The following is a 20,930-nucleotide window of genomic DNA, read 5'->3' on the forward strand; positions in this document are numbered from 1 at the left end:
TAACATAGCAATATGCTTGCAAAAATACCTTGATAATCCTGGTTTTATACCCAAATGCTTGATTTTCTAAATATAATTGAAGTCATCTTGCATTTTGGTATATAATACAAAAAAGAGAGGTATTGCTTTTATGGATAACTACTTATTTTCCGTCTTTCCGCTTGAAAATTTTATCGATCTTGCGCTATATCAATCCGGGTGGGAGCAATGCTTTCCGGCACATACTTTTGGTCCTGTAGCGAAAGATCATTATCTATTTCATTATGTCATTTCAGGTACCGGAGTATTCTCTGCCCAAAACGCAAAAGGCAGCTCCACCGAGTATCATATTAAAAGCGGAGAAGGCTTTATGATGTTTCCCCAGCAAGTCTGCTCCTACTGGGCTGACATGGAACTCCCTTGGGAATATGTCTGGATTGAATTTGACGGACTAAGAGTCAAAGAGTCCGTCGAGCTTGCGGGCCTTTCCCCCGAGCATCCGGTCTACCACTCTCGCTCTAAAGAATTAAGAGAAAAGATGATGGAAGAAATGCTCTACATCGTCCACCATCCCAAGGAATCCCCTCTGCATATTTTAGGGCACGGATTTCTCTTCCTTGATTATCTCACCCGCTCCATGGCACCGTTTCGGGTCGGAAAGAACGGGAAAATTCAGGATTTCTATATGCGAGAGGCGCTGGCGTTCATCGAGCAAAACTTTCAGAACGATATCTCTGTAGAGGACATTGCCGCACAGTGCGGCCTTAACCGTAGTTACTTCGGCACTATTTTCCGTCAGGCATTGGGTCAGACACCCCAGGAATTCCTCATCCACTACCGGATGATCAAGGCGGCGGAGCTTTTGAAGATGACCCAATTTTCCATCCAGGATATCGCAAATGCCGTTGGCTACAGCAATCCGCTGCACTTTTCCCGGGCATTTAAGAAGGTATACGGACTTTCACCCCGTACCTGGCGCAACGAAAACCAGGTTGCCAGAAATTAAATGCGAAAAATCACCTCGCTCCCACCAGTAAAGCGAGTGGGACAATTTTCGGACATCCTCAGCAAATGCTCAGTATCCACGCTATAAAATGAGGAATTGCCCTTGTTTCGGCTCGTAGGAACAAAAACAAGGGCAAACAGATAGGGATTGAATTGAAAACGGGCATGAAACCTTGAAAAACAGTGTTTTTCGAGAACTAGATAGTGAAAAGATATTTTTGTATTGCTTGTATAAAAACCACAGCTCTTAATACTCGGTATAATCCCGTATCTTCTTGACGGTACCGACGTAATCATGGGCTGTTCCTTTAAAATTTTCTGGATTAATAGGATGATGGATGTTATATAGAATTCCCGTTTCTCCTGTTCTTCCTAAATCGCCCTCGTCTATATGACTTTCATCTATATGGACACAGACGATTTCGAGGCATACCAAAACATAATCGTCACCCTCAACAATTTCTCTTTCCCACCTGAAACGACACTCCAGATTCATAAAGCACTCGTCAATCAGAGGAGCATTTACCATTTCCGCTTTAACCGAAGTTAACCCGGCGGTTTTAATCTCATCTATCTCAAAACCATTATTCTTACAGCTTGACATGCACTTATCATACAAATCGGCAGACATAAAATTAATGACAGCGTCCCCTGCTTCATGGAGCGTTTGATATAAATGCCCGTATTTGCTGACCGCGGAAACAATGGCAAAGTAGCCGTTTTTTCCTCCTGTGAATGTTGTCCAAGACTGCATACAGGCGTTTGGTTGTCCATTGTTTTTATATGAAGTAATAATGTAGAGAGGAGAAGGAACGGAAACAACGAACTCCATCCAATGAAATCCATACATTTCCATATTCTTCATCGATTCAGGCAATTTGCTGTATTGTTTTTTCATATTTACCTCCACAAATCTTATTTTTTTCATTTTACCACAATCCCAGGAGCATGGATACTGGCGATTCTCTGCACTACATGCTGAATACCCATGACTGGACTTCCATCAGCAAGCTGAATACCATACCCGGCTCCAGCAAAAAGACGTAGGAGCTCCTCCCACGTCTTTTTATCTTTCCAATCCTCCATTACTTTTCTTTTATTTCATCCTGCTTCCCTCGTGTTTATTCGATGACAAGCCCTTCCCGACTCATCACATCCACAACTTCTTTCACGTATTTCACACATAGCTCGTCGTCAGACGCCTCTACCATCACACGTATCACTGGCTCAGTACCGCTCTCCCGTACGAGAATCCGTCCGTCCTCGCCAAGCTCTTCCGCAACATGTTCGATGGCTTTCACGACCTTGGGATTCTCTCTGGCTGTCTTTTTGTCCGCCACCCTTACATTCTGCAGAAGCTGCGGATAAATTCTCACTTCCTCCGCAAGCTTTCCAAGGCTCATCTTCTTCTCCAGAATGACTTCCATCAGCATCAAGGATGTCAGGATACCGTCCCCGGTTTTTGCGTACTTGCTGAAAATGATGTGGCCGGACTGCTCTCCCCCGAGCACATAACCATTGTTCATCATATTTTCAAAGACGTATTTATCTCCGACTTTCGTCTTCTCATAGTTCATTCCGATCTTATCACACGCCTTATACAGCCCCAGATTGGACATGATCGTCGTCACGATGGTATTTCCATTTAATCTGCCCTGTTCCATCAGGTACTTACCGCAGATGTACAAAATCAAGTCGCCGTCAATGAGATTGCCGTTCTCGTCTACTGCCAAACACCGATCCGCATCTCCGTCAAAAGCAAATCCCACATCCAAGTGTTTCTCCTTGACGTGAGCCATCAGTCCTTCCATATGGGTGGAACCGCAAGCCGTATTGATATTCGTCCCGTCCGGATTGTTATTGATTACATAGGTCTTCGCACCAAGTGCGTCAAAGACACTCTTTGCAATGGCAAATGCGCTTCCGTTGGCACAGTCCAGGCCAATCTTCATATCTTTAAAAGAACGGGTAGCCACCGAAATCAGGTGTCCGATGTAACGGTTTCTTCCGGCCGCATAGTCGATCGTACGTCCGATCCCGTCTCTTGTTGCCAGCGGAATCTCTTTTTTCTCACCATCGATATAGGCTTCGATCTGGTTTTCGACTTCTGCTTCCATCTTATATCCTTTGCCGTTGATCAGCTTGATACCGTTGTCATAGAACGGGTTGTGGCTGGCTGAAATCATAATTCCGCAGTCAAAATCTTCTGTACTCGTCACATAGGAAACACTCGGCGTCGTCGTCACATGAAGCAGATAGGCATCCGCACCGGAAGCTGTTAGTCCTGCTGCCAGCGCATACTCAAACATATAACTGCTTCTTCTCGTATCTTTTCCGATGACAATCCGTGCCTTGTGCTCCTGCCCGAAATACCATCCGAGATATCTTCCCACTTTAAAAGCATGTTCTACTGTCAGCCCGATGTTGGCTTCTCCCCTGAATCCGTCCGTTCCAAAATATTTACCCATATTTTTCATACTCCTTTATTAAATTTGTTTTATCTGCCGATTTTTTTGCACAATCGTTTCATCTGTTCTATTATATCCGTCCTGATCTGGTTTTGCAACTATTTTATGTGTTCCTTCCAAACTCATATTCTCATTCTTGGGATTTTACGTTACTTATCAAATTTGTAGCTATTCAGCTATAGAGCTCAGATTCAAGACTTACGACAAGGATTCGTGATTTCAGGACGCATGGCTGAATAGTAAAAAAATTTTAAAATAAGTATTGACAAACTCTCTATAGCATGATATTCTGTCATCAGTTAGTTAATACTAACTAAAACAAACGGGTAGTTATACCTAATCCGTTTCTTTTTTTCTTCCTTAGTTAGCTTTTACTAACTTCCGTTGAAAGGAGGCCTTATATGTTTGATCAAAAATTAGTCGAACATTGTTCCGCTGTCCTGGCTGGTTTAAAGACAGCGAACCTGTTTTCCTATACGGTTGGTCCGGGCGACGACGTCCGGCAGTTGGTCACTGACCGGAACCGGACTTTAAACCCGAAAGGAATTACTCTTTTCATTCTCAAAGAAACGAATCAAAACGCGCTTATTTATGTCTGCCGTCCCGGCAGACTCCAGGCCGATTTTCAGCGGGAGTGTGTAAAAGGCTTTTTAAAGAACTATGGTTACAGAGAATTTACTGCCGAAAAGGCAATCGATACATTAAAGAAAAGGCTTGCAAATTGTGACAGATTTCCACATGAAATTGGACTTTTCCTCGGATATCCGTACTGCGATGTGAAAGGTTTCATTGATAATAACGGAAAGAACTGCCGCGCCTGCGGATTCTGGAAAGTCTACGAAAACGAAACTGAGACGCTGAAGCTGTTTCAGAAATTCATCAAATGTCGTGAAGTCTATACAAGGCTGTTTCACTACCGACAACGGTCTATCCAGCAGCTCACGGTTGCTGCTTGTGAATAGAACATTCATTTAAACGTATTAAGAAACTGACTGATGACAGGAGGTAAACGCACATGAGTCATATTGCTGTAGTATACTGGAGCGGTACCGGGCATACCGAAGCCATGGCGCAGAAAGTCGCTGAGGGCATCATTTCTGCCGGCGGAGAGGCCACGGTACTGACTGCCTCTGAATTTAACGGTTCCATGATGGATTCCTACGACGCTGTCGCTTTTGGATGTCCGTCCATGGGTGCCGAGCAGCTTGAGGAATCGGAATTTGAACCGATGTTCCAGGAGTGTACATCCAAACTGAACGGCAAAAAAATCGCCCTCTTCGGCTCCTACGGATGGGGAGACGGTGAATGGATGCGTACTTGGGAAGAGGACTGTAAAGGCTACGGAGCCATTCTCTCTTCTGATCCCGTGATCTGTAATGAAGATCCGGATGCAGACGCCCAAAACGCCTGCATAGAACTTGGAAAAACTCTTGTATAAGATTTTTTATATAAAAGTTTTTTATTTAATGTGTATCTCTCAAAATGTTTCCTAAACAGAACGAAGGAACCGGCAAACCACCGGTTCCTTTTTCTGTACATTCTGTGTGAATTAAGCTTTCTTCTCTTTCAACCATGCTGAGGCATATTCCGCAATCTGACGAATACAGCCGTCTTCCATTGGGGAAGTCAGTCCCGCTCCTTCCACCAGCCCGAGGAAGGTATCTGTGCCGCCCCGCTTTACAAAGTGTTTGTATTTCTCCCACGCCTTCTTCCAGTCTTTCTCGAGTTCCAGCCAGAACTGAAGTGCCACTGTCTGTGCGAGACAGTAGTCAATATAATAGAATGGGGTGGCGAAGATATGGTTCTGTCTCTGCCATCCTGCTCCTCTTTCATAGAATGGGATGCCTTCCAGGTGCAGATAAGGACGGTACATCTTCTCAAGCTTCAGCCATGCTTCATTTCTCTCATGCGGAGCCATTTCCGGGTGCTCATATACAACCTGCTGGAAATGATCGACCAGACAACCATATGGGATAAAATTCAGTGTTCCTTCAAGATGGGACACTTCATACTTCTTCGTCTGGTGTTTGAAAAACAGCCCATACCACGGCGTCGCGAAAAACTCCATAGACATGGAATGAGTCTCTGCCGCTTCCATAGACGGGAGATGTGTAGCAATCAGGTCGATATTCTTCTCCGCCATATACGCCGCGAATGCATGTCCTGCTTCATGGGTTAATACGTCCACATCTCCTGCCGTTCCGTTGAAATTGGAGAATATAAACGGACATCCGTAGCCTGGGATATCGCAACAGTATCCTCCTGTCGCCTTTCCCGGCTTTGCCACCACATCAAAGAGCTCCCGGTCAAACATCATCTTAATGAAATCCGCTGTCTCCGGGGACATTTCCGTATACATCTTTCGTCCGGCTTCCATGATTTCTTCGTATGATCCCTGCGGTACCGCATTCCCGTCCGGATACCGGAAGGAATCATCATAGATATGCAGTTTCTCCACACCGATACACTCTGCCTGGTGCTTCTTAATTTCACATACGACCGGCACCAGATCTCTTACCACCTGTTCCCGGAATCCGGCGATTGCTTCCGGTGCGTAACAGTTTCTCTGGCGGCGCACATAGCCAAGCTCCACAAAGCTCTTCATACCAAGGCGGTGTGCCTGCTCGGTACGGTTCTTGACAAGCTTATCGAAGATCTCGTCAAGTTCTCTCTGATTGTCATCGAAAAATTTGCCGGACGCCTCATAGGCCGCTCTTCTTACTTCCTGGTTCGTACTCTGCATATATGGTCCGAGCTGGGAAAGATTGTACGTCTTTCCCTGAAATTCGATCTGCGCCCCGGCAAGCAGAGTCTGATACTGGGTCTGTAACCGGCTCTCTTCCTGGAGAAGTTCTGTGATCTCCGGGGAAAACCCTTTCATGGCAAGCTCCAGATTGAGAAAGAGTACCTTGCCGAATTTCTCCTCCAGTTCCCTGCGGAACCTCGACTGCAAAAGCACTTCATTGTACTTCTGGAATTCCTCTTCCAGCATCGGGGAGATCCGGTCATTGTACTCCCGTTCTTTTGCGTAGAATTCGTTTTTTGTGTTGATCGTATAGCGGATGTAGACAAGGGAGTCCGCTGTGGAAATCTCCTTTTCCACCTCGTTCATCTTATATACCGCCTGAATCTGCTCCTCCAGTGAAGACGCGTGTTTTAGCTCCTCGGTGATCTCCCGGATCCGGTTTCTCACCTCGTCCACATCCGTCCTTTTGTACACAAACTCACTAAACTTCATATTCCTCTCCTTCCTTACCTGAAAAAGAAGAGTACAACGCACAGTACCACACCGGCGACGATGGCAAGTACTGGCCACAGCGCCCAGAACGCACCGAGAACCATCGCCAGATAGTCATTTCTCTCAAGCGGGACTTCCTGGATCTCTTCTTTGAAGCGTCTGAGCTTTTCCTCCTGTTCCCTGCGCCTTTTCGCTCTTTTGCTGTTCTTACCAAATCCAAACATTGTACTCGTTTCCTTTCCTGCTGATTATACTTCTTCCTGCTTTTTCTCCAGTGGGAAATGACATGCCACATAATGTCCTTCCTCAAGCTCTCTTAATTCCGGCGTCACATGTTTGCAGATTTCCTGACAGTATTTGCATCTCGTATGGAATTTACATCCTTCCGGCGGATGTACCGGGCTTGGAATATCTCCTTCCAGCGGCACGATTTCCTTCTTGTGATCCGGGTCTGTGGTCGGGATTGCGGAGAGCAGCGCTTCTGTGTACGGATGCATCGGATGATCGAACATTCCTTTGGACGTTGCAAGCTCCACAATATTTCCAAGATACATGACACCGATCCGGTCACTAATATATTTTACCACACTCAGGCCGTGAGAGATAAACAGATATGCCAGATTTTCCTTTCCCCCCAGATCTTTTAAAAGGTTGACAATCTGTGATTGGATGGAAACGTCCAGGGCGGATACAGCCTCGTCGCACACAACGAACTTCGGTTTCAGCGCCAATGACCGGGCGATCCCGATACGCTGTCTTTGACCACCTGAGAACTGATGCGGATAACGGTGGATCATATACGGCGCAAGACCACATTCTTCCATGATCTTCATGACATAATCCTGCATCTTGTCGTCATTCTTCTCAAAGAATCCATGAGCCAGCAGTCCTTCCCCAATGATCTGTCCGACCGTCATACGTGGATTCAGCGAGGAATACGGATCCTGGAAAATCATCTGCATGTCTTTTCTGAGGACGCGCATCTCGTTAGCTTTGAGTCTTGCCAGATCCACGCCGTCATCACGGTATTCTTCATACTTCTGGAACGCATCGTCCTTGCTGTATGCTTTTCTGAGCGTATCCATTTTTTCCATGGCGTCCCTTAGTTGTCTCTCCTTTTCCCCAATCTCTTTCTCCCTGCCCTTTTTCTCGTGATCCTCTTTTAATTCCCGGAGCTCTTTTGCAATTTTGAATTGATTCAGGATCATGTGCTCCGCTTCCTGAGTAGACTCAATCGCGTAGAATCCACCGATGATCTGTATCAAATCCAGGAATTCCCGGTTACACTCTTTGCGTACTTTCTCGCAGGTTTCCTGCTTCTTGAACTTCTCTGCTCCATCCGCCATCTTCTCGTATTCTGCTCTCATCTCCCTGGTCTTCTGCTCCAGTTCCCGGATCTTTTTCTTTCTGGAGACAATATTTTTCACCGTGTGTTCCACATAGTCCGGGGCCATCTCCCAAAGAGTCCGGCCATAATACATCGTTTTTCCTTCCGTCTGTGGATAAAGCTGAAGCAGTGTCCTTCCAAATGTCGATTTTCCGCATCCGGATTCTCCTACCAGGCCCACCGTCTCCCCCTCATAGATATCAAGGGTAATACCGTCGTTAGCCCGCACATAGAGCTGTTCTTTCTGGAACAGTTTCGTTTTCTTAATCGGAAACCACTGTTTCAGATCGGTAATTTTAAGCAGTACTTTTTTGCTTTGATTATTTTGTTGCATGGCGCCCCTCCTTCTCCGGATAAAAGCATCTTACAGAATGATTTCCCTCTACCTCTTCCAGCTTTGGCTCTTCTTCCATACATTTTGCCGTCGCATATTTGCAGCGCGGCGCAAACTTGCATCCCTTCGGAAGATCCAAAGGATGGGGAACAGAACCTGGAATCGCATCCAGCCTTGTTCCCACCGGCGTATCCAAACGCGGAATGGATGTCATCAGTCCTTCCGTGTACGGATGGGAGTACTCATTATCCCTTGCAAAGATCGTATGGGCGTCGCACATCTCCACAACCTGTCCGCAGTACATGACCGCCACACTGTCTGCCATCTCGTTGATAACTCCCAGATCATGGGTGATAAAAAGGATGGATGTTCCTTTTTCCCGTTTCAGCTCATTCATCAAATGCAGGATCTGTGCCTGGATCGTTACATCCAGCGCCGTCGTCGGCTCATCCGCAATCAAAAGGCTTGGCTCACAGGCAAGCGCCATGGCGATCATAACCCTCTGCCTCATTCCTCCGGAAAGCTGGTGAGGATACTGCTTCATAATGGACTTTGCATTCGGAATCTTCACCGCGTTCAGCATCTCCAGTGATTTCTTACTTGCCTCTTCCTTGGAGATCTTCTGATGAGTCAGGTATACTTCGTTAAGCTGCTTTTCAATGGTGTACACCGGGTTTAAGCTCGTCATCGGCTCCTGAAAGATGACGGAGATTTCATTTCCACGAATCTGGTACATATCATTCTGGGAACACTCTACCAGATTTCTTCCCTTGAATTTGATTTCACCGCTGTCAATATAGCCGTTGCCATCCAGAAGCTTTAAGATACTCATAGCTGACACGCTCTTCCCACTTCCGGATTCTCCGACAATTCCGAGTGTCTTTCCGGCTTCCACTCGGTAGGAAACGCCGTTTACCGCCTTTACAGTTCCTTTTTTCGTTTTAAAATATGTATGTAGATCATCTATTTCTAATAAGTAATCCATGACACACCCTACCTTTCACTGGATTTTGGATCGACTGCTTTACGCAGGCCGTCACCAAAAAGGTTGATACTGATGGTACACAGAGCAAGTGCAATGGACGGGAATATCCATCTCCACCAGAACTGGGAGATGACTTCCGAGGATCGGCAGTCATTCAGCATATTTCCCCAGGACGGAATCGGTTCGCTGACTCCAAATCCCAGGAAAGAAAGTCCGGACTCTGTGAGCATACAGGTTGCAAAAGAAAGGGTCGCGTTTACAATGATAATTGTCATAACATTCGGCACAATATGACGGAAAATAATATTCCGCTCACGTACGCCGAGCGCTTTCGCCGCAGTGACGAATTCCTTCTGGCGTTCCGCAAGTACCTGGGCACGTACCATGTAAGCCACACCAGGCCAGCTTAAAATACCGAGGATCACCATAATCATAATAATTCGCCCGACCTCCGAGACCTTGTTCCCTATGAGAGCCGATAAAATCAGTGCCAGAGGAATGAACGGCAGAGATCCTACAACTTCTGCCACACGCATAAGAAGAATATCTACCTTGCCTGCATAATATCCGGCTATACCTCCGACAATGATACCAATAATCAGGGAAATGATAACGGAAACAAAGCCGACAGTCATCGTCATCTGCCCTCCCTTGAGCATACGAAGAGCAACGCTTCTTCCCATGTTATCTGTACCAAAGAGGTACCCTTTCAGTCCCCACGTTGTCACATTTCCGTCTTCGTCAATGGCATAGTTCTGATAGTATCTGCTGGATACACTCTGGATATTTTTCACTCCGGAAGGAACCTTGCACTGCTTATTATTGTTTCCGCCCCAGGATGCCACTGTTCCGTCGTCCAGAAGAGCCGTCACATGATTTCTTCCTGCGGAAATACTCACTACGTGGCCGTCCGCACCTTCCGGAATCTTCTGGATATTGTAATCATTGCCGCCCCAGGATGCCAATGTACCATCATCCAGAAGAGCAAACACAGTCTTATCTGTCATAGCAAAATCCTGTATTCTTCCCTGAATTTCGTCTGGTACCGCGTCAAACGCTGTCTCTCTCTTTGCAAGAGGGATCAGTCTTCCATCTTCTGTCAATGCAAGTCCGGTAGAGATGTTTGTTCGTACCAGCTTGACTTTCTCATCTTTTGCCTTGGACGCCACGATATCTACCGCATTTTCATTCCCCCAGGTCACAAGGCTTCCATCCTCCAGTACGACGATGGACACCTGATATCCTGCCGCGATGGATTTCACTTTCTTACCCTGGACTTCGGAAGGAATCCGGTTCAGGTTCATCCGGTTGTAACCCCATGTAAAGAGTTCCCCTTCTTCGTTCATGGCCAGTACATGGTCCTGTCCGACCGCAATATCTACTACTTTTCCCATGTCAGCAGGAATTTGTTTCAATCGGTCTGTAAGAGTTCCCCACTCGTACACAACCCCATCGTTGTCAATCCCAATGCCGAATGTCGGACCCGCTTCAATCTCCTTTGCGTTATGTTTCAGTTCCTTCGGAACACTCAGGAAAGAAAATCCCGGTGCGATATTCTTCTGCGTCGGATCCTGGAAGTTCAGGTCCTGCTTCATCCAGATTGGCAGAATAAAGCACATCAGAAAGATTACAATGAAGATAATGGCGGATCCCATGGCAACTTTATTTTCACAAAGATGCTGGATAATTGTCCGGAAAGGACTTTGCATCTGTTCTTCTTCAAGAATGGACTTTGGTTTTGTGTCTTTTTTGCCTTTTCTTAACATGTTTTTCCTCCATTACTCTAATTTGATTCTCGGATCTACGAGGCAGTAACACAGATCGGTAATCAGATTTGCCGCCAGCGCCAGAAGAATATAGAACATCTGCATAGCCAGCGCAACCGTGTAATCCTGTTGGTTCAAAGAATCAATCAAAAGCTTTCCTACTCCTTTCCAGGAGAACAGTGTTTCAATAATAATGGAACCGCCGAAAATCGCCACGATGGATCCAACCACATATCCGGTGATCGGGATCAGCGCATTCCGAAAGGCATGTTTGTAGATTACCGTCTTCTCTCTAAGTCCCTTAGCTCTTGCCGTACGCACATAGTCCATAGAGAGCGCATCCAGAAGAGCACCCCGCACATATCTTGTCAGACCTCCAAGTCCCGCAAAGACCATAACGATCACCGGCAGGCACAGATGATAAAGATAATCGATAACCGCCCTCAGTCCTGTGTACCCGGCTCCGGTCGTCACCATACCACTGATCGGAAAGATCGGGAGAGTAATGGCGAAAAGGAAGATGAATATCAGGGCCGTGATAAAGGACGGGATACTGATTCCGATAATCGTTGTCACCTGAACAGTTGTGTCAAACGGTGAGTTCTGCTTCACGGCCGCCTTAATTCCAAGCGGAATCGTGATGAGGAAAAGGATCACATAATATACCAGGTTCAGGCAGACGGTATTACGCATTGGCGGCCCTACCAAATCCAGTACCGGAATCCGGTACACCGAGGAGTAGCCAAAGTCGCCTCTGAGCATGTTGCCAAACCAGCTAAAATACTGGATCACCAGAGGCTTATCAAGTCCCAGACGGGCTCTCGCCTCCTGGTAGAGCATCTCATATTTCTCAGGTGATACACTCATTTTCTGTCCTTCTACCATCATACGTGCCGGATCACCCGGAACCATCTTAAACAGGCAGAACAGTAAGACGGACAAAATCAGGAAGACAATCACCATGTAGGCAAGTCTTTTTAAAATGTATTTTACCATACCTAATTAACCCCACTTTTTCTACAAAAAGGAGACAGAAGAAGCCTGTCTCCTTTTTGCTTGTATTACATTCCGATACTTACTCTTCGATATATGCATCCAGAATGAAGAACCACCAGTTGTCGTAGGAACGTGGAACGAAATTCTTTAACTTCGGATTGTAAAACCAGTACTGGGTACCCGTGGAAAGAACCACCCCCGGCATCTTCTTGTTGATTTCTTTTTCAAATTCTACAAAAAGCTCACGGTATTTTTCTGTGTCGCCCGGTTCTACTTTCTGCATGGAAGCTGTGATGCTCTTCAGTTCCGGATCGCTGATACGGTAGTAGTTCCAAAGTCCCATTCTCTCCGGTGCGTCGTCGAAGAAATACCACCAGGAGCTGAACTCCGGCAAAACAACGCCGCAGGAAAATACGTTGTATGTGGCGTCAACGCCTTCTCTGTTCAGATGATTGATCATCTGTGCGAAGTCCATCTTTGTTCCCTCAAATTTCATACCGATCTTCTCAGCTTCCGGCGGAATGATCGTGTTGCAAAGATCTGTCAGGTCATCTTCAGAATAAGCCCATTTCAGTTCCAGAGGCATCAGTTTCCCGTCCACTTCTTTGTAACGTACTTTATCAGTACCTTCTTTAAATTCTTCACCCTTTTCATTGAGTGTCCAGCCGCCATCAATGAGTTCCTGTTTTGCCTTATCGATGTCGTATGTATAATGTGTCAGTTCCCCTTCCAGCTCGTCCTTTGTCTCCTGGTAGTCTTCCATCGCTTCTGTAGCAAGGCAGTCTACAACGCTTGCGTATCCGCCGGAAATCTGCTTGTTCACTTCATCACGGTCAATAATGTAAGCAAAAGCACGGCGTACTTCCGGGAACTGGCTTGCTCCGAAATCACATGCGAAACGGAACTCGTTTACACTGTCCTGCGGTACAATACCGTAGTTGGCTTTGATCTCTCCGTCTTCTACTTTTGTCAAAGTGGAGTCGATGGTCTCACCCTTGGAAGAATAGAAGTAATCTACCGTTCCTTTTTCAAACTCATCTCTCCATGTTTCGGTAGCGATCGGTTTCGAAATGATCGTCTCAACATGAGGTTTGGTTCCATCATATCTACCCAGATACTCTTTGTTGATCTCAAGTTCCACCGTCTCGGATCCAATATCCACATTCTTTAACTGATAAGGTCCGCAGACAACCGGTCTCTTATAACGGAATCCTGTGTTCGGATCCAGAAGCGTCTCTCTTAAGACTTCTGCTGTATACTGATCATTAAAGTAGCATCCGTTTCCATCGTCCAGGACATCTGTTCCAGGAGCAATAGCTGCCATCGGTTCCGGTGAAAATCCGATGTCGCCAAGTACATAGTAGTTTGGCAGGTTTTCAGCATCAACTGTCATAGAGAACTTGTAGTCTCCAAGCAGTCTCAGGCCGGTGAACTCTTTCTTCTCGCCATTACGGAACTCATTGTATCCGACCAATACACTTCCTGTAGTCGCATCGCCTTCACACTCCGCAAATTCCTGGGAAGAACGGTACATGATGCCGAAAAGATAATCCTTTGCCGTAATACCGGATCCGTCGTTCCATTTCAGGTTATCATTAATCTCCACAGTAAATGTTGTGGACCCGTCCTCATTTTCCGTTTCTTCATGGGACTTGACTACAACCGGATCCCAGTCAATGGTCCTGTCTCTGGTCGTATCCGTCAGATAGTAACCATTCATCAACCTGATAAATCCGGTGTTAGTAGCGTTTGCAGACCATCCATCCATCATATCCGGTGAGAGGGTACCCGGTGTGATCTGAACGACAAACTTTCCTCCAACCGGCGCGTCTTCCGGAGGCGCCTGGGGCTTTGCTGTCTGCTCTACGCCAACTTCGGTATCAGCGCTGCTTTTTCCGCTGTCTTTGGAAGCGTCATTGCTGCTGACCCCACCGCCGCTGCAAGCCGCAAGCGATACGGTCATAATCCCTGCAAGCAGACAGGACATTACTTTCTTTCTCATAGTTCGTTTCTCCTTTCTCCTGTTCCGAAACAAAAAGAGCGAAAAGTTCTCTCACTCCGTCTCACCCTCCGCATAACAGACGGCACAAAAAAAGTCAGTCTGATCTTCCTTATGATATGACCTGATTGATGATAAACGACCCTACATGACTATGGTTTTCTCTCTTTCTATTTCTATATCTTTTCTGACGCTTCTATTTTACCCCCCCCCCGTAATATTTTGTCAAGTTTTATTATAAAAAACTTTTATTTTTTATATTTTTTGTATATTTTGACTTATTCTTTATGAAATTTTTGACAGTATTTATAGTGTTGGCCAGAAAATCCCAAATCCAGGTATGACAAAAAGAGTCTGATAGCGTGACTTTCACCGAACACTGCCGCTTCTTTTCATATCTATCGTATTGGTTTTATTGTATAATAGAAAGAGACTTGACCCAGTCAGGGACCTAAGGAGGTTTAGAAATGCAAATTGAAATACCAGGTTATCAGACCCTTACCATCGACCATCTACTTTTGGACTATAATGGCACCATTGCTGAAGACGGCAGGATCCGAAATCATGTAAGGGAACTTCTTATCCAACTCTCTGAATCCTTGACCATCCACGTCCTGACCGCCGACACCCATGGAACCGCTGCCGCAGAATGCCAGGGCATCCCCCTTCTTCTGGACACCTTCCCAACGTCTGATGCTGCTTCCTGTAAGCTTCAGAAACTCCAAGAAACCGGAGCGTCCTGCTGTGCCTGTATCGGGAACGGACGCAATGACCTTTTCATGCTGAAAGAAGCCGCTCTTTCCATCGCGGTCATAGACCGGGAGGGTATGTATCCGCCCCTCCTGCCTTACTGCGATCTGTGTGTGCACTCCTCCGAGGAAGCGCTGGAGCTCTTTCTTCATCCGGAACGGATCATCGCAGGACTACGTGGATAAGACAACCTCGGGGATAGGACCAAAAGTCCTATCCCCGTTTTCTTTTCTGTATTTAGCTGATTCTTAGTGGTGGAACAGGCGAAGTCCGGTAAAGGACATTACCATATCATATTTATTACATGTCTCAATAACATTGTCATCCCGCACAGATCCACCCGGCTGTGCAATATACTTCACACCGCTCTTATGTGCACGCTCAATATTGTCCCCGAACGGGAAGAATGCGTCGCTTCCCAGCGTCACGTCTGTCATCTGATCCAGCCATGCTCTCTTCTCCTCTGCTGTAAAGACATCCGGTTTCACCTTGAATATCTTTTCCCAAGCGCCGTCCGCCAATACATCCATGTATTCGTCCCCGATATAGAGATCGATCGCGTTGTCGCGGTCCGCACGTCCGATGCCGTCCACAAATTGAAGTCCCAGCACCTTTGGGGACTGGCGTAAAAACCAGTTATCCGCCTTCGTCCCGGCAAGTCTCGTACAGTGAATTCGGGACTGCTGTCCTGCTCCAATCCCGATTGCCTGTCCATCTTTGACATAACATACGGAATTGGACTGGGTATATTTCAGTGTAATCATGGAAATCGCCATATCGATCTTCGCCTGCCCGGTAAGCTCCTTATTCTTAGTCACGACATTGGAAAAGAAGTTCTCATCGATCTTCAGCTCGTTTCTTCCCTGCTCAAAGGTAATGCCGAATACATCTTTATGTTCTAGCGGAGCCGGTACATAGGCCGGGTCAATCTCAATGATATTATAGTTGCCTTTCTTCTTCTGCTTCAGAATTTCCAGCGCTTCCGGCTCATAGCCTGGAGCGATGACGCCGTCTGATACTTCCCTCTTGATAATCTTCGCTGTTGCTACATCGCATACATCGGAAAGGGAGATAAAGTCACCAAAAGAAGACATCCTGTCTGCTCCTCTTGCTCTTGCGTATGCACAGGCAAGCGGAGAGAGATCTCCTAAATCATCCACCCAGTAAATTTTCTTTAACGTATCGGAAAGTGGAAGTCCTACCGCCGCGCCTGCAGGGGATACATGCTTAAAAGATGTTGCCGCCGGAAGTCCGGTGGCCTCCTTTAATTCTTTGACGAGCTGCCAGCCGTTAAAGGCATCCAGGAAATTAATATATCCCGGCCGGCCGCTAAGCACCTTGATCGGAAGCTCTTTGTCTTCTTTCATAAAGATTCTGGCTGGTTTCTGATTCGGGTTACATCCGTATTTTAATTCTAATTCTTTCATTCTGATCCGCTCCTATTTGTTTTTATTTACAATTCTTGTCTCATATGTTCCTGCCGCAATATCAATATAACGTACAAAAAGAGATACTTTATTGTCCTCGTTGAGGCTTTCCCAGAGAAGGTTTGTGAAACCATCGATGTCGTCTGTCACCGCAATTCGCTTCGGCTCACCTTCAAAACTTGGGAGCGGGGTGCCATCGCACTTGTATGTATGGATAAAATGTCCTTCCCCTGCCGCCGGATTGTTATAGGCAAATGTAAAGCGCTGGCAGCTATCCGGACAGCCATTGTCACTCTTTAAGATGGACATTGCGTAGTTGTAATTCCCATTTTCGATATGCAAAATACCGGAAATACGAGGTGTGTAGTTCGGTGCGTCCGGTTCAAACTCTCTGCTCCTTAATGACTGCTCAAAGGTGAGCTGTCTGTCCATTCCCTCGTAGATTGTGTCCGTCTGGTCTCCGTTTGTCACGATGGTCTTGTTGCCAAGGACTCTCACCGGAGCGTAGATAATCAGGCTCGGATCTGTCAGCTTAGACTCGTCAAACGCCTGTGTGCGGATTCCCTGTCCTTCCTCTACAAAGATCCGGTTGCGGCTGTTCTCGCTGCGTCCCATAATGAAATAAGCTGTCACAGCCTTCGTGCCGTCCGGTGTCTTTCCAATGATAATCCCACGTCCCGGGTAAGCATTGCCTTTCAGTTCCTGCTCGATTGATAACATTTCCATGAATTTTCTCCTTTGCCGTTTGTTTTTCATCGTTCTTTTTTCATTATAACGCAAACCGCCTCCCTGATTCCAGTGGAATCGCCTTTCTATATGTAAGTATTTCTAATGAACATTATACGCCTGCCCTTATCAACCACCCTTTTCGGGCAAAAAAACACCCTGCTATCCCGGAAGCAGAGTGTTTTTTCTACATATTTTATTAAAAGTAACGATTCATCCATGCGGTCTAAATAGTTACTATAAAAAAGCCTTGTAAGTTTCCACATTTTTCTCTTCAAATTTGTACAGTTTCCGCATCAGCCGCAAGATTTCCGTGTCGGCATCCTCATATTTTCTGAGGTCCTGCAAGGCGTTCGTCACGCCCATACTGCTGCCCTCGATCAGCATCTGCGCCAGATGGGATGTGGATTTGTCGCTCATAGTCTGCATGTTGATCATCAGATATGTTTTCAGCTTATCAAACATCCCAAGGGACTTTTCATTGTGTCCCCGTTCCTGCAAAAGCCGTTTCGCCTCATTATGAAACTCCCGGTATTTATCAAGCTGCTTTTCCATACACGATCTGAATTCTTCATCCTCCGCAATCTCCAAAAGCTGACTCAACGATTCCATTCCCATCTGGGAATTCTGATAGACAAAATTTAACAGTTCTGTATTTCCACTCATGTAGCGCACTCCTTTTTTTCTTTCTAGTATCTGCGCTTTTTTTTGTTTTATACAGAAATACCACGTTTTATCGTTTCTGGTCTAATAGCTTCTGATCTTGTCATCCGTATCGTCTGTCGTCTTCTGGATTGAGCGGATCTCCACTTCGTAGCTGTAATCGTCGTTCACATGGACCTTGACACGGTCGCCCACATGCTTTTTCAAAATGGCCTTCCCAAGGGGCGACTCAATGCTGATCTTACCATCCAGGGAATTTCCACGGATGGAAGTCACCAGCTTAAACGTGTCTGTCTCGTCGTCCTCCGGAAAGTAAACCTCCACCAGATTATTAAGCCCTGCCTCATCCGCCGCTGACGTGTCTTTCACGATCTTCGCCGTCTTTAACATCCTCTCCAGATAACGGATTCTGCTTTCATTGCGATTTTTGTCTTTCTTTGCTGCATGATATTCGAAATTCTCACTTAAGTCTCCGTGGGCTCTCGCCTCCTTGACCGCCTCGATGGCCTCTTTGCGGACCACCCGTTTCCGATACTCGATCTCCTCTTCGATCTTCTTTACATCATGCTCTGTCAACTGTTCCCGCATGTCCTTTTGCTTCCTTTACTTGATTTTTTCTTCCCACTCTTTTTCCTTAAAGCCGGGAATCGCAAAATCTTCCCCTATGAGAAGCGGGCGCTTCACAAGCATCCCGTCTGTTGCCAGAAGCTCATACTGCTCCTCCTCGCTCAACTGCGGCAGACGGTCCTTGAGCTTCAGTTCTTTGTACTTCATACCGCTTGTGTTGAAAAAGCGTTTCAGCGGAAGTCCGCTCATCTGGTGCCACTGCTTTAATTCCTCTTTTGTCGGATTCTTCTCCACGATATGGCGTCTTTCAAAAACTGCCCTGTGTTCCTCCAGCCATTTGCCTGCTCTCTGGCAGGTACTGCATTTCGGATATTCGATAAACAGCATCTTCTCTCCTCCTGATTACATACGTACCATGTCTCTTGTGATCTCGCCTAATGATCTGGCTCCGCACATCTCCATCGTGTCGGCAAGCTCGGCGCCGATCTTCTCAATATAAGTGCGGACTCCTTCTGTTCCTCCTCCGAATACGGCTGTCACAAACGGGCGGCAAATCAATACGCCGTCTGCTCCAAGAGCCAATGCCTTGAAGACGTCCGTGCCGGAACGGATTCCGCCGTCCACAAAGATCTTCATCTTTCCTTTCACCGCATCTACGATCTCCGGCAGCACTTCCACTGTCGCCGGACACTGATCCAGAACACGGCCGCCGTGGTTAGATACGACGATAGCGTCTGCCCCTGCCTCCACTGCCTTTAAAGCTCCTTTGACTGTCATCACACCTTTGACAATAAACGGTACATCGTTCATTGTGACGATCTCATGCAGCTCCTCCACAGACTTGCTTCCTGCCGGAGGGGTCATATTCTTCAAAAACGGAAGTCCGGCCGCATCCACGTCCATAGCTGCCGCAAAGGCTCCTGCCTCTTTCACAAGCTCCATCTTCTCCCGGATCGTATCGAGATTCCACGGCTTGATCGTCGGAATTCCCATACCATCCGCCTTTTTGATGGCTTCACAGGCAAACTTCATCACATTGGCATCCACGCCGTCTCCTGTCAGCGCCGCAATGCCCGCATCAGCACAGGCAGATACAAGTACGTCATTGTAGGACTGATCGTTATACTTGTCCCCATAGTGCAGATTGACCGCTCCTACCGGACCGGCAAAGAACGGGAACCGGAATGTCTTTCCAAACAATTCCAGAGAAGTATCGACGTTTCCTCCGGCGCAGATGGTGTCCATATTGACACGGATCTCCTGCCACTTATCATAATTGCGTATAGCAGTGTCGCCCACTCCCTTGGCCCCCGGTCCCGGAATCTGGTTCTTACATGCCTTGCCGTTGCAGACCGGACATGCCTTACAATACTGTCCGATACAGGTACGTGCTTCTTTTAATATCTCGTCATATGTCATATGTATCTCCTCCGTTTCTTTTTCTCACTTTCTTTATTGTAGCAAACTTCCCCCAAACCCGCAAGTACGCGAAAAACACATCGAGGGACGTGTCTGATCTCCTGCCACGTCCCCAAACAAGGATCAATGATTTTCAGTTTTTTGATCTATCTCCCTCCATATCCCTATTCTGCCGGAAAATACTCCCTGAATACATCTTCCATCTTTCTCCTGAGGGCTTCTTCCATCTCTCGGTATTGTTGCAAGAACCACTTTCCTTTTTCCGTCAGTTCACTCTTTCCTCCTGCGGTACCGCCATTGTGGGAGCTTAAAAGTGGATATCCAAGCTCCCGTTCAGCCCTCTTAATGATCTTCCAGCTCTTGGAATAAGACATTCCCATCTCGCTGCACGCTCCTTGGATAGAACCTTTTTCCTCCACCAGCTCCAGAAGGTCGGCTACTCCCGGACCGAAAAACCGTTCTTCTTTTTCCAATGTCAGCCGTATGGACGGCCGGATCGTCCCTTCCATCTTCGTACTCCTTTTCTGCAACTTCTGTATCCTGCATTTATATTTTGATGTTCTGCTCTGTCTTGGCCATCATATTCATCACCCACACAGACAGGAAAGCAATGACAAGGATCACAGCCACGTACACTGCGGCCCGGTCCATATTGCCTCCGGCCACCTCCGAGTAGACCGCAAGTGGGAGTGTCCTCGTCTTGCCGGGAATATTTCCGGCAAGCATGGCCGTCGCCCCGTACTCTCCAAGTCCTCTTGTGGTAGACAGGATCATACCGGAGAGAATCGACGGAAACGTACACGGGCAGAGGATCTTCCAGAGAATCCCCCACTTCCCAAGGCCAAGCATCTTCGCCTCCTCAATCATGTTCTGGTCGATCTGCTCAAATCCTGCTTTCGCAGAACGGTACATGAGAGGAAACGATACGACCACTGCCGCAAGCACAGTAGCGACCCAGGAAAAAGCAATCCGGAAACCAAAGGCCTCCTCCACAAAGCTTCCAATAGGCCGTCTTGCCCCAAACAGCCAGAGCAGGAAAAAGCCCGCCACCGTCGGAGGAAGCACCAGGGGAATCGTCAGAAATCCATCCACGGCCGCTTTCCATTTCTTGCTTTTGATGAACATGACCGCCCAGGCCGCCACGATCCCAAGTACAAAGGTAATGGCCGAGGAACATACTGTTGTCTTTAATGAAATCCAGACCGGAGAAAAATCCATCTC

Annotated in this window: 22 protein-coding genes; 4 read left to right on the forward strand and 18 right to left on the reverse strand. The window is 46.9% G+C overall.

What is annotated here, in order from left to right; all coding sequences use genetic code 11:
* Positions 1 to 130: 130 nt before the first annotated feature.
* Complete coding sequence (locus AOA56_RS11100) at positions 131 to 985, forward strand: AraC family transcriptional regulator (RefSeq protein WP_024733392.1); 855 nt, start codon at positions 131 to 133, stop codon at positions 983 to 985.
* A gap of 246 nt (positions 986 to 1,231) precedes the next feature.
* On the opposite strand, the gene AOA56_RS11105 is transcribed toward AOA56_RS11100, so the two are convergent.
* The 3 genes from AOA56_RS11105 to glmM are packed head-to-tail and all read right to left on the reverse strand — an operon-like array spanning position 1,232 to position 3,452.
* Positions 1,232 to 1,882, reverse strand: coding sequence for a flavin reductase family protein (locus AOA56_RS11105; RefSeq protein ID WP_051411921.1), 651 nt, complete (start codon positions 1,880 to 1,882; stop codon positions 1,232 to 1,234).
* A gap of 26 nt (positions 1,883 to 1,908) precedes the next feature.
* Entirely contained in the window at positions 1,909 to 2,070 is a 162-nt protein-coding gene (locus AOA56_RS15920; RefSeq protein WP_155200560.1) for a hypothetical protein, read from the reverse strand.
* A gap of 35 nt (positions 2,071 to 2,105) precedes the next feature.
* Complete coding sequence (gene glmM, locus AOA56_RS11110; protein WP_024733395.1) at positions 2,106 to 3,452, reverse strand: phosphoglucosamine mutase; 1,347 nt, start codon at positions 3,450 to 3,452, stop codon at positions 2,106 to 2,108.
* 401 nt (positions 3,453 to 3,853) lie between these two features.
* Between glmM and AOA56_RS11115 the strand changes: the two genes are divergently transcribed.
* Together AOA56_RS11115 and AOA56_RS11120 are read left to right on the forward strand one after the other, a co-directional pair.
* Entirely contained in the window at positions 3,854 to 4,414 is a 561-nt protein-coding gene (locus AOA56_RS11115; protein ID WP_024733396.1) for a DUF3793 family protein, read from the forward strand.
* Between the two features lie 53 nt (positions 4,415 to 4,467).
* A complete protein-coding gene (locus tag AOA56_RS11120) occupies positions 4,468 to 4,890 on the forward strand; it encodes a flavodoxin (RefSeq protein WP_024733397.1) in 423 nt (140 codons plus the stop codon).
* Between the two features lie 111 nt (positions 4,891 to 5,001).
* Here the strand turns inward: AOA56_RS11120 and AOA56_RS11125 are convergent, their stop codons facing one another.
* The 7 genes from AOA56_RS11125 to AOA56_RS11155 form a co-directional block, all read right to left on the reverse strand.
* Complete coding sequence (locus tag AOA56_RS11125) at positions 5,002 to 6,690, reverse strand: M3 family oligoendopeptidase (protein ID WP_053769665.1); 1,689 nt, start codon at positions 6,688 to 6,690, stop codon at positions 5,002 to 5,004.
* 14 nt (positions 6,691 to 6,704) lie between these two features.
* Complete coding sequence (locus AOA56_RS11130; RefSeq protein WP_024733399.1) at positions 6,705 to 6,914, reverse strand: hypothetical protein; 210 nt, start codon at positions 6,912 to 6,914, stop codon at positions 6,705 to 6,707.
* Positions 6,915 to 6,938: 24 nt separating this feature from the next.
* Positions 6,939 to 8,411, reverse strand: coding sequence for an oligopeptide/dipeptide ABC transporter ATP-binding protein (locus AOA56_RS11135; RefSeq protein WP_053769666.1), 1,473 nt, complete (start codon positions 8,409 to 8,411; stop codon positions 6,939 to 6,941).
* Positions 8,398 to 9,396, reverse strand: a complete 999-nt coding sequence (locus AOA56_RS11140; protein WP_024733401.1) for an ABC transporter ATP-binding protein — start codon at positions 9,394 to 9,396, stop codon at positions 8,398 to 8,400. Before AOA56_RS11140 ends, AOA56_RS11135 begins: the two co-directional genes overlap by 14 nt.
* Before the next feature lie 8 nt (positions 9,397 to 9,404).
* Entirely contained in the window at positions 9,405 to 11,162 is a 1,758-nt protein-coding gene (locus tag AOA56_RS11145; RefSeq protein WP_024733402.1) for an ABC transporter permease subunit, read from the reverse strand.
* Between the two features lie 12 nt (positions 11,163 to 11,174).
* Positions 11,175 to 12,158, reverse strand: coding sequence for an ABC transporter permease (locus AOA56_RS11150; RefSeq protein WP_024733403.1), 984 nt, complete (start codon positions 12,156 to 12,158; stop codon positions 11,175 to 11,177).
* Between the two features lie 79 nt (positions 12,159 to 12,237).
* Complete coding sequence (locus AOA56_RS11155) at positions 12,238 to 14,160, reverse strand: ABC transporter substrate-binding protein (RefSeq protein ID WP_053769667.1); 1,923 nt, start codon at positions 14,158 to 14,160, stop codon at positions 12,238 to 12,240.
* A gap of 464 nt (positions 14,161 to 14,624) precedes the next feature.
* Between AOA56_RS11155 and AOA56_RS11160 the strand changes: the two genes are divergently transcribed.
* The gene (locus tag AOA56_RS11160) at positions 14,625 to 15,092 is read left to right on the forward strand and encodes an HAD family hydrolase (protein WP_024733405.1); all 468 of its coding nucleotides are present in this window, start codon (positions 14,625 to 14,627) and stop codon (positions 15,090 to 15,092) included.
* A gap of 63 nt (positions 15,093 to 15,155) precedes the next feature.
* On the opposite strand, the gene AOA56_RS11165 is transcribed toward AOA56_RS11160, so the two are convergent.
* From AOA56_RS11165 to modB, 8 genes are all read right to left on the reverse strand, one after another.
* Positions 15,156 to 16,334 (reverse strand): phosphoribosylaminoimidazolecarboxamide formyltransferase, encoded by a 1,179-nt coding sequence (locus AOA56_RS11165; protein ID WP_024733406.1) that lies wholly within the window; start codon positions 16,332 to 16,334, stop codon positions 15,156 to 15,158.
* 12 nt (positions 16,335 to 16,346) lie between these two features.
* The gene (locus AOA56_RS11170; RefSeq protein ID WP_024733407.1) at positions 16,347 to 17,060 is read right to left on the reverse strand and encodes an IMP cyclohydrolase; all 714 of its coding nucleotides are present in this window, start codon (positions 17,058 to 17,060) and stop codon (positions 16,347 to 16,349) included.
* Between the two features lie 237 nt (positions 17,061 to 17,297).
* Entirely contained in the window at positions 17,298 to 17,726 is a 429-nt protein-coding gene (locus AOA56_RS11175; protein WP_024733408.1) for a hypothetical protein, read from the reverse strand.
* An 81-nt stretch (positions 17,727 to 17,807) separates the two neighbouring features.
* Complete coding sequence (gene greA, locus AOA56_RS11180) at positions 17,808 to 18,311, reverse strand: transcription elongation factor GreA (RefSeq protein WP_024733409.1); 504 nt, start codon at positions 18,309 to 18,311, stop codon at positions 17,808 to 17,810.
* 15 nt (positions 18,312 to 18,326) lie between these two features.
* Positions 18,327 to 18,677 (reverse strand): arsenate reductase family protein, encoded by a 351-nt coding sequence (locus tag AOA56_RS11185; RefSeq protein ID WP_024733410.1) that lies wholly within the window; start codon positions 18,675 to 18,677, stop codon positions 18,327 to 18,329.
* 15 nt (positions 18,678 to 18,692) lie between these two features.
* Positions 18,693 to 19,709 carry an alpha-hydroxy-acid oxidizing protein gene (locus AOA56_RS11190; RefSeq protein ID WP_024733411.1) on the reverse strand — a complete coding sequence of 339 codons (1,017 nt, stop codon included), beginning with the start codon at positions 19,707 to 19,709 and terminating at the stop codon, positions 18,693 to 18,695.
* A 164-nt stretch (positions 19,710 to 19,873) separates the two neighbouring features.
* A complete protein-coding gene (locus AOA56_RS11195; RefSeq protein ID WP_024733412.1) occupies positions 19,874 to 20,218 on the reverse strand; it encodes a winged helix-turn-helix domain-containing protein in 345 nt (114 codons plus the stop codon).
* A gap of 37 nt (positions 20,219 to 20,255) precedes the next feature.
* The gene (modB, locus tag AOA56_RS11200; RefSeq protein ID WP_053769668.1) at positions 20,256 to 20,927 is read right to left on the reverse strand and encodes a molybdate ABC transporter permease subunit; all 672 of its coding nucleotides are present in this window, start codon (positions 20,925 to 20,927) and stop codon (positions 20,256 to 20,258) included.
* Between the last annotated feature and the right edge of the window lie 3 nt (positions 20,928 to 20,930).

The organism is Sellimonas intestinalis (assembly GCF_001280875.1).
In the GTDB taxonomy this organism is placed as follows: Bacteria; Bacillota; Clostridia; order Lachnospirales; family Lachnospiraceae; genus Sellimonas; species Sellimonas intestinalis.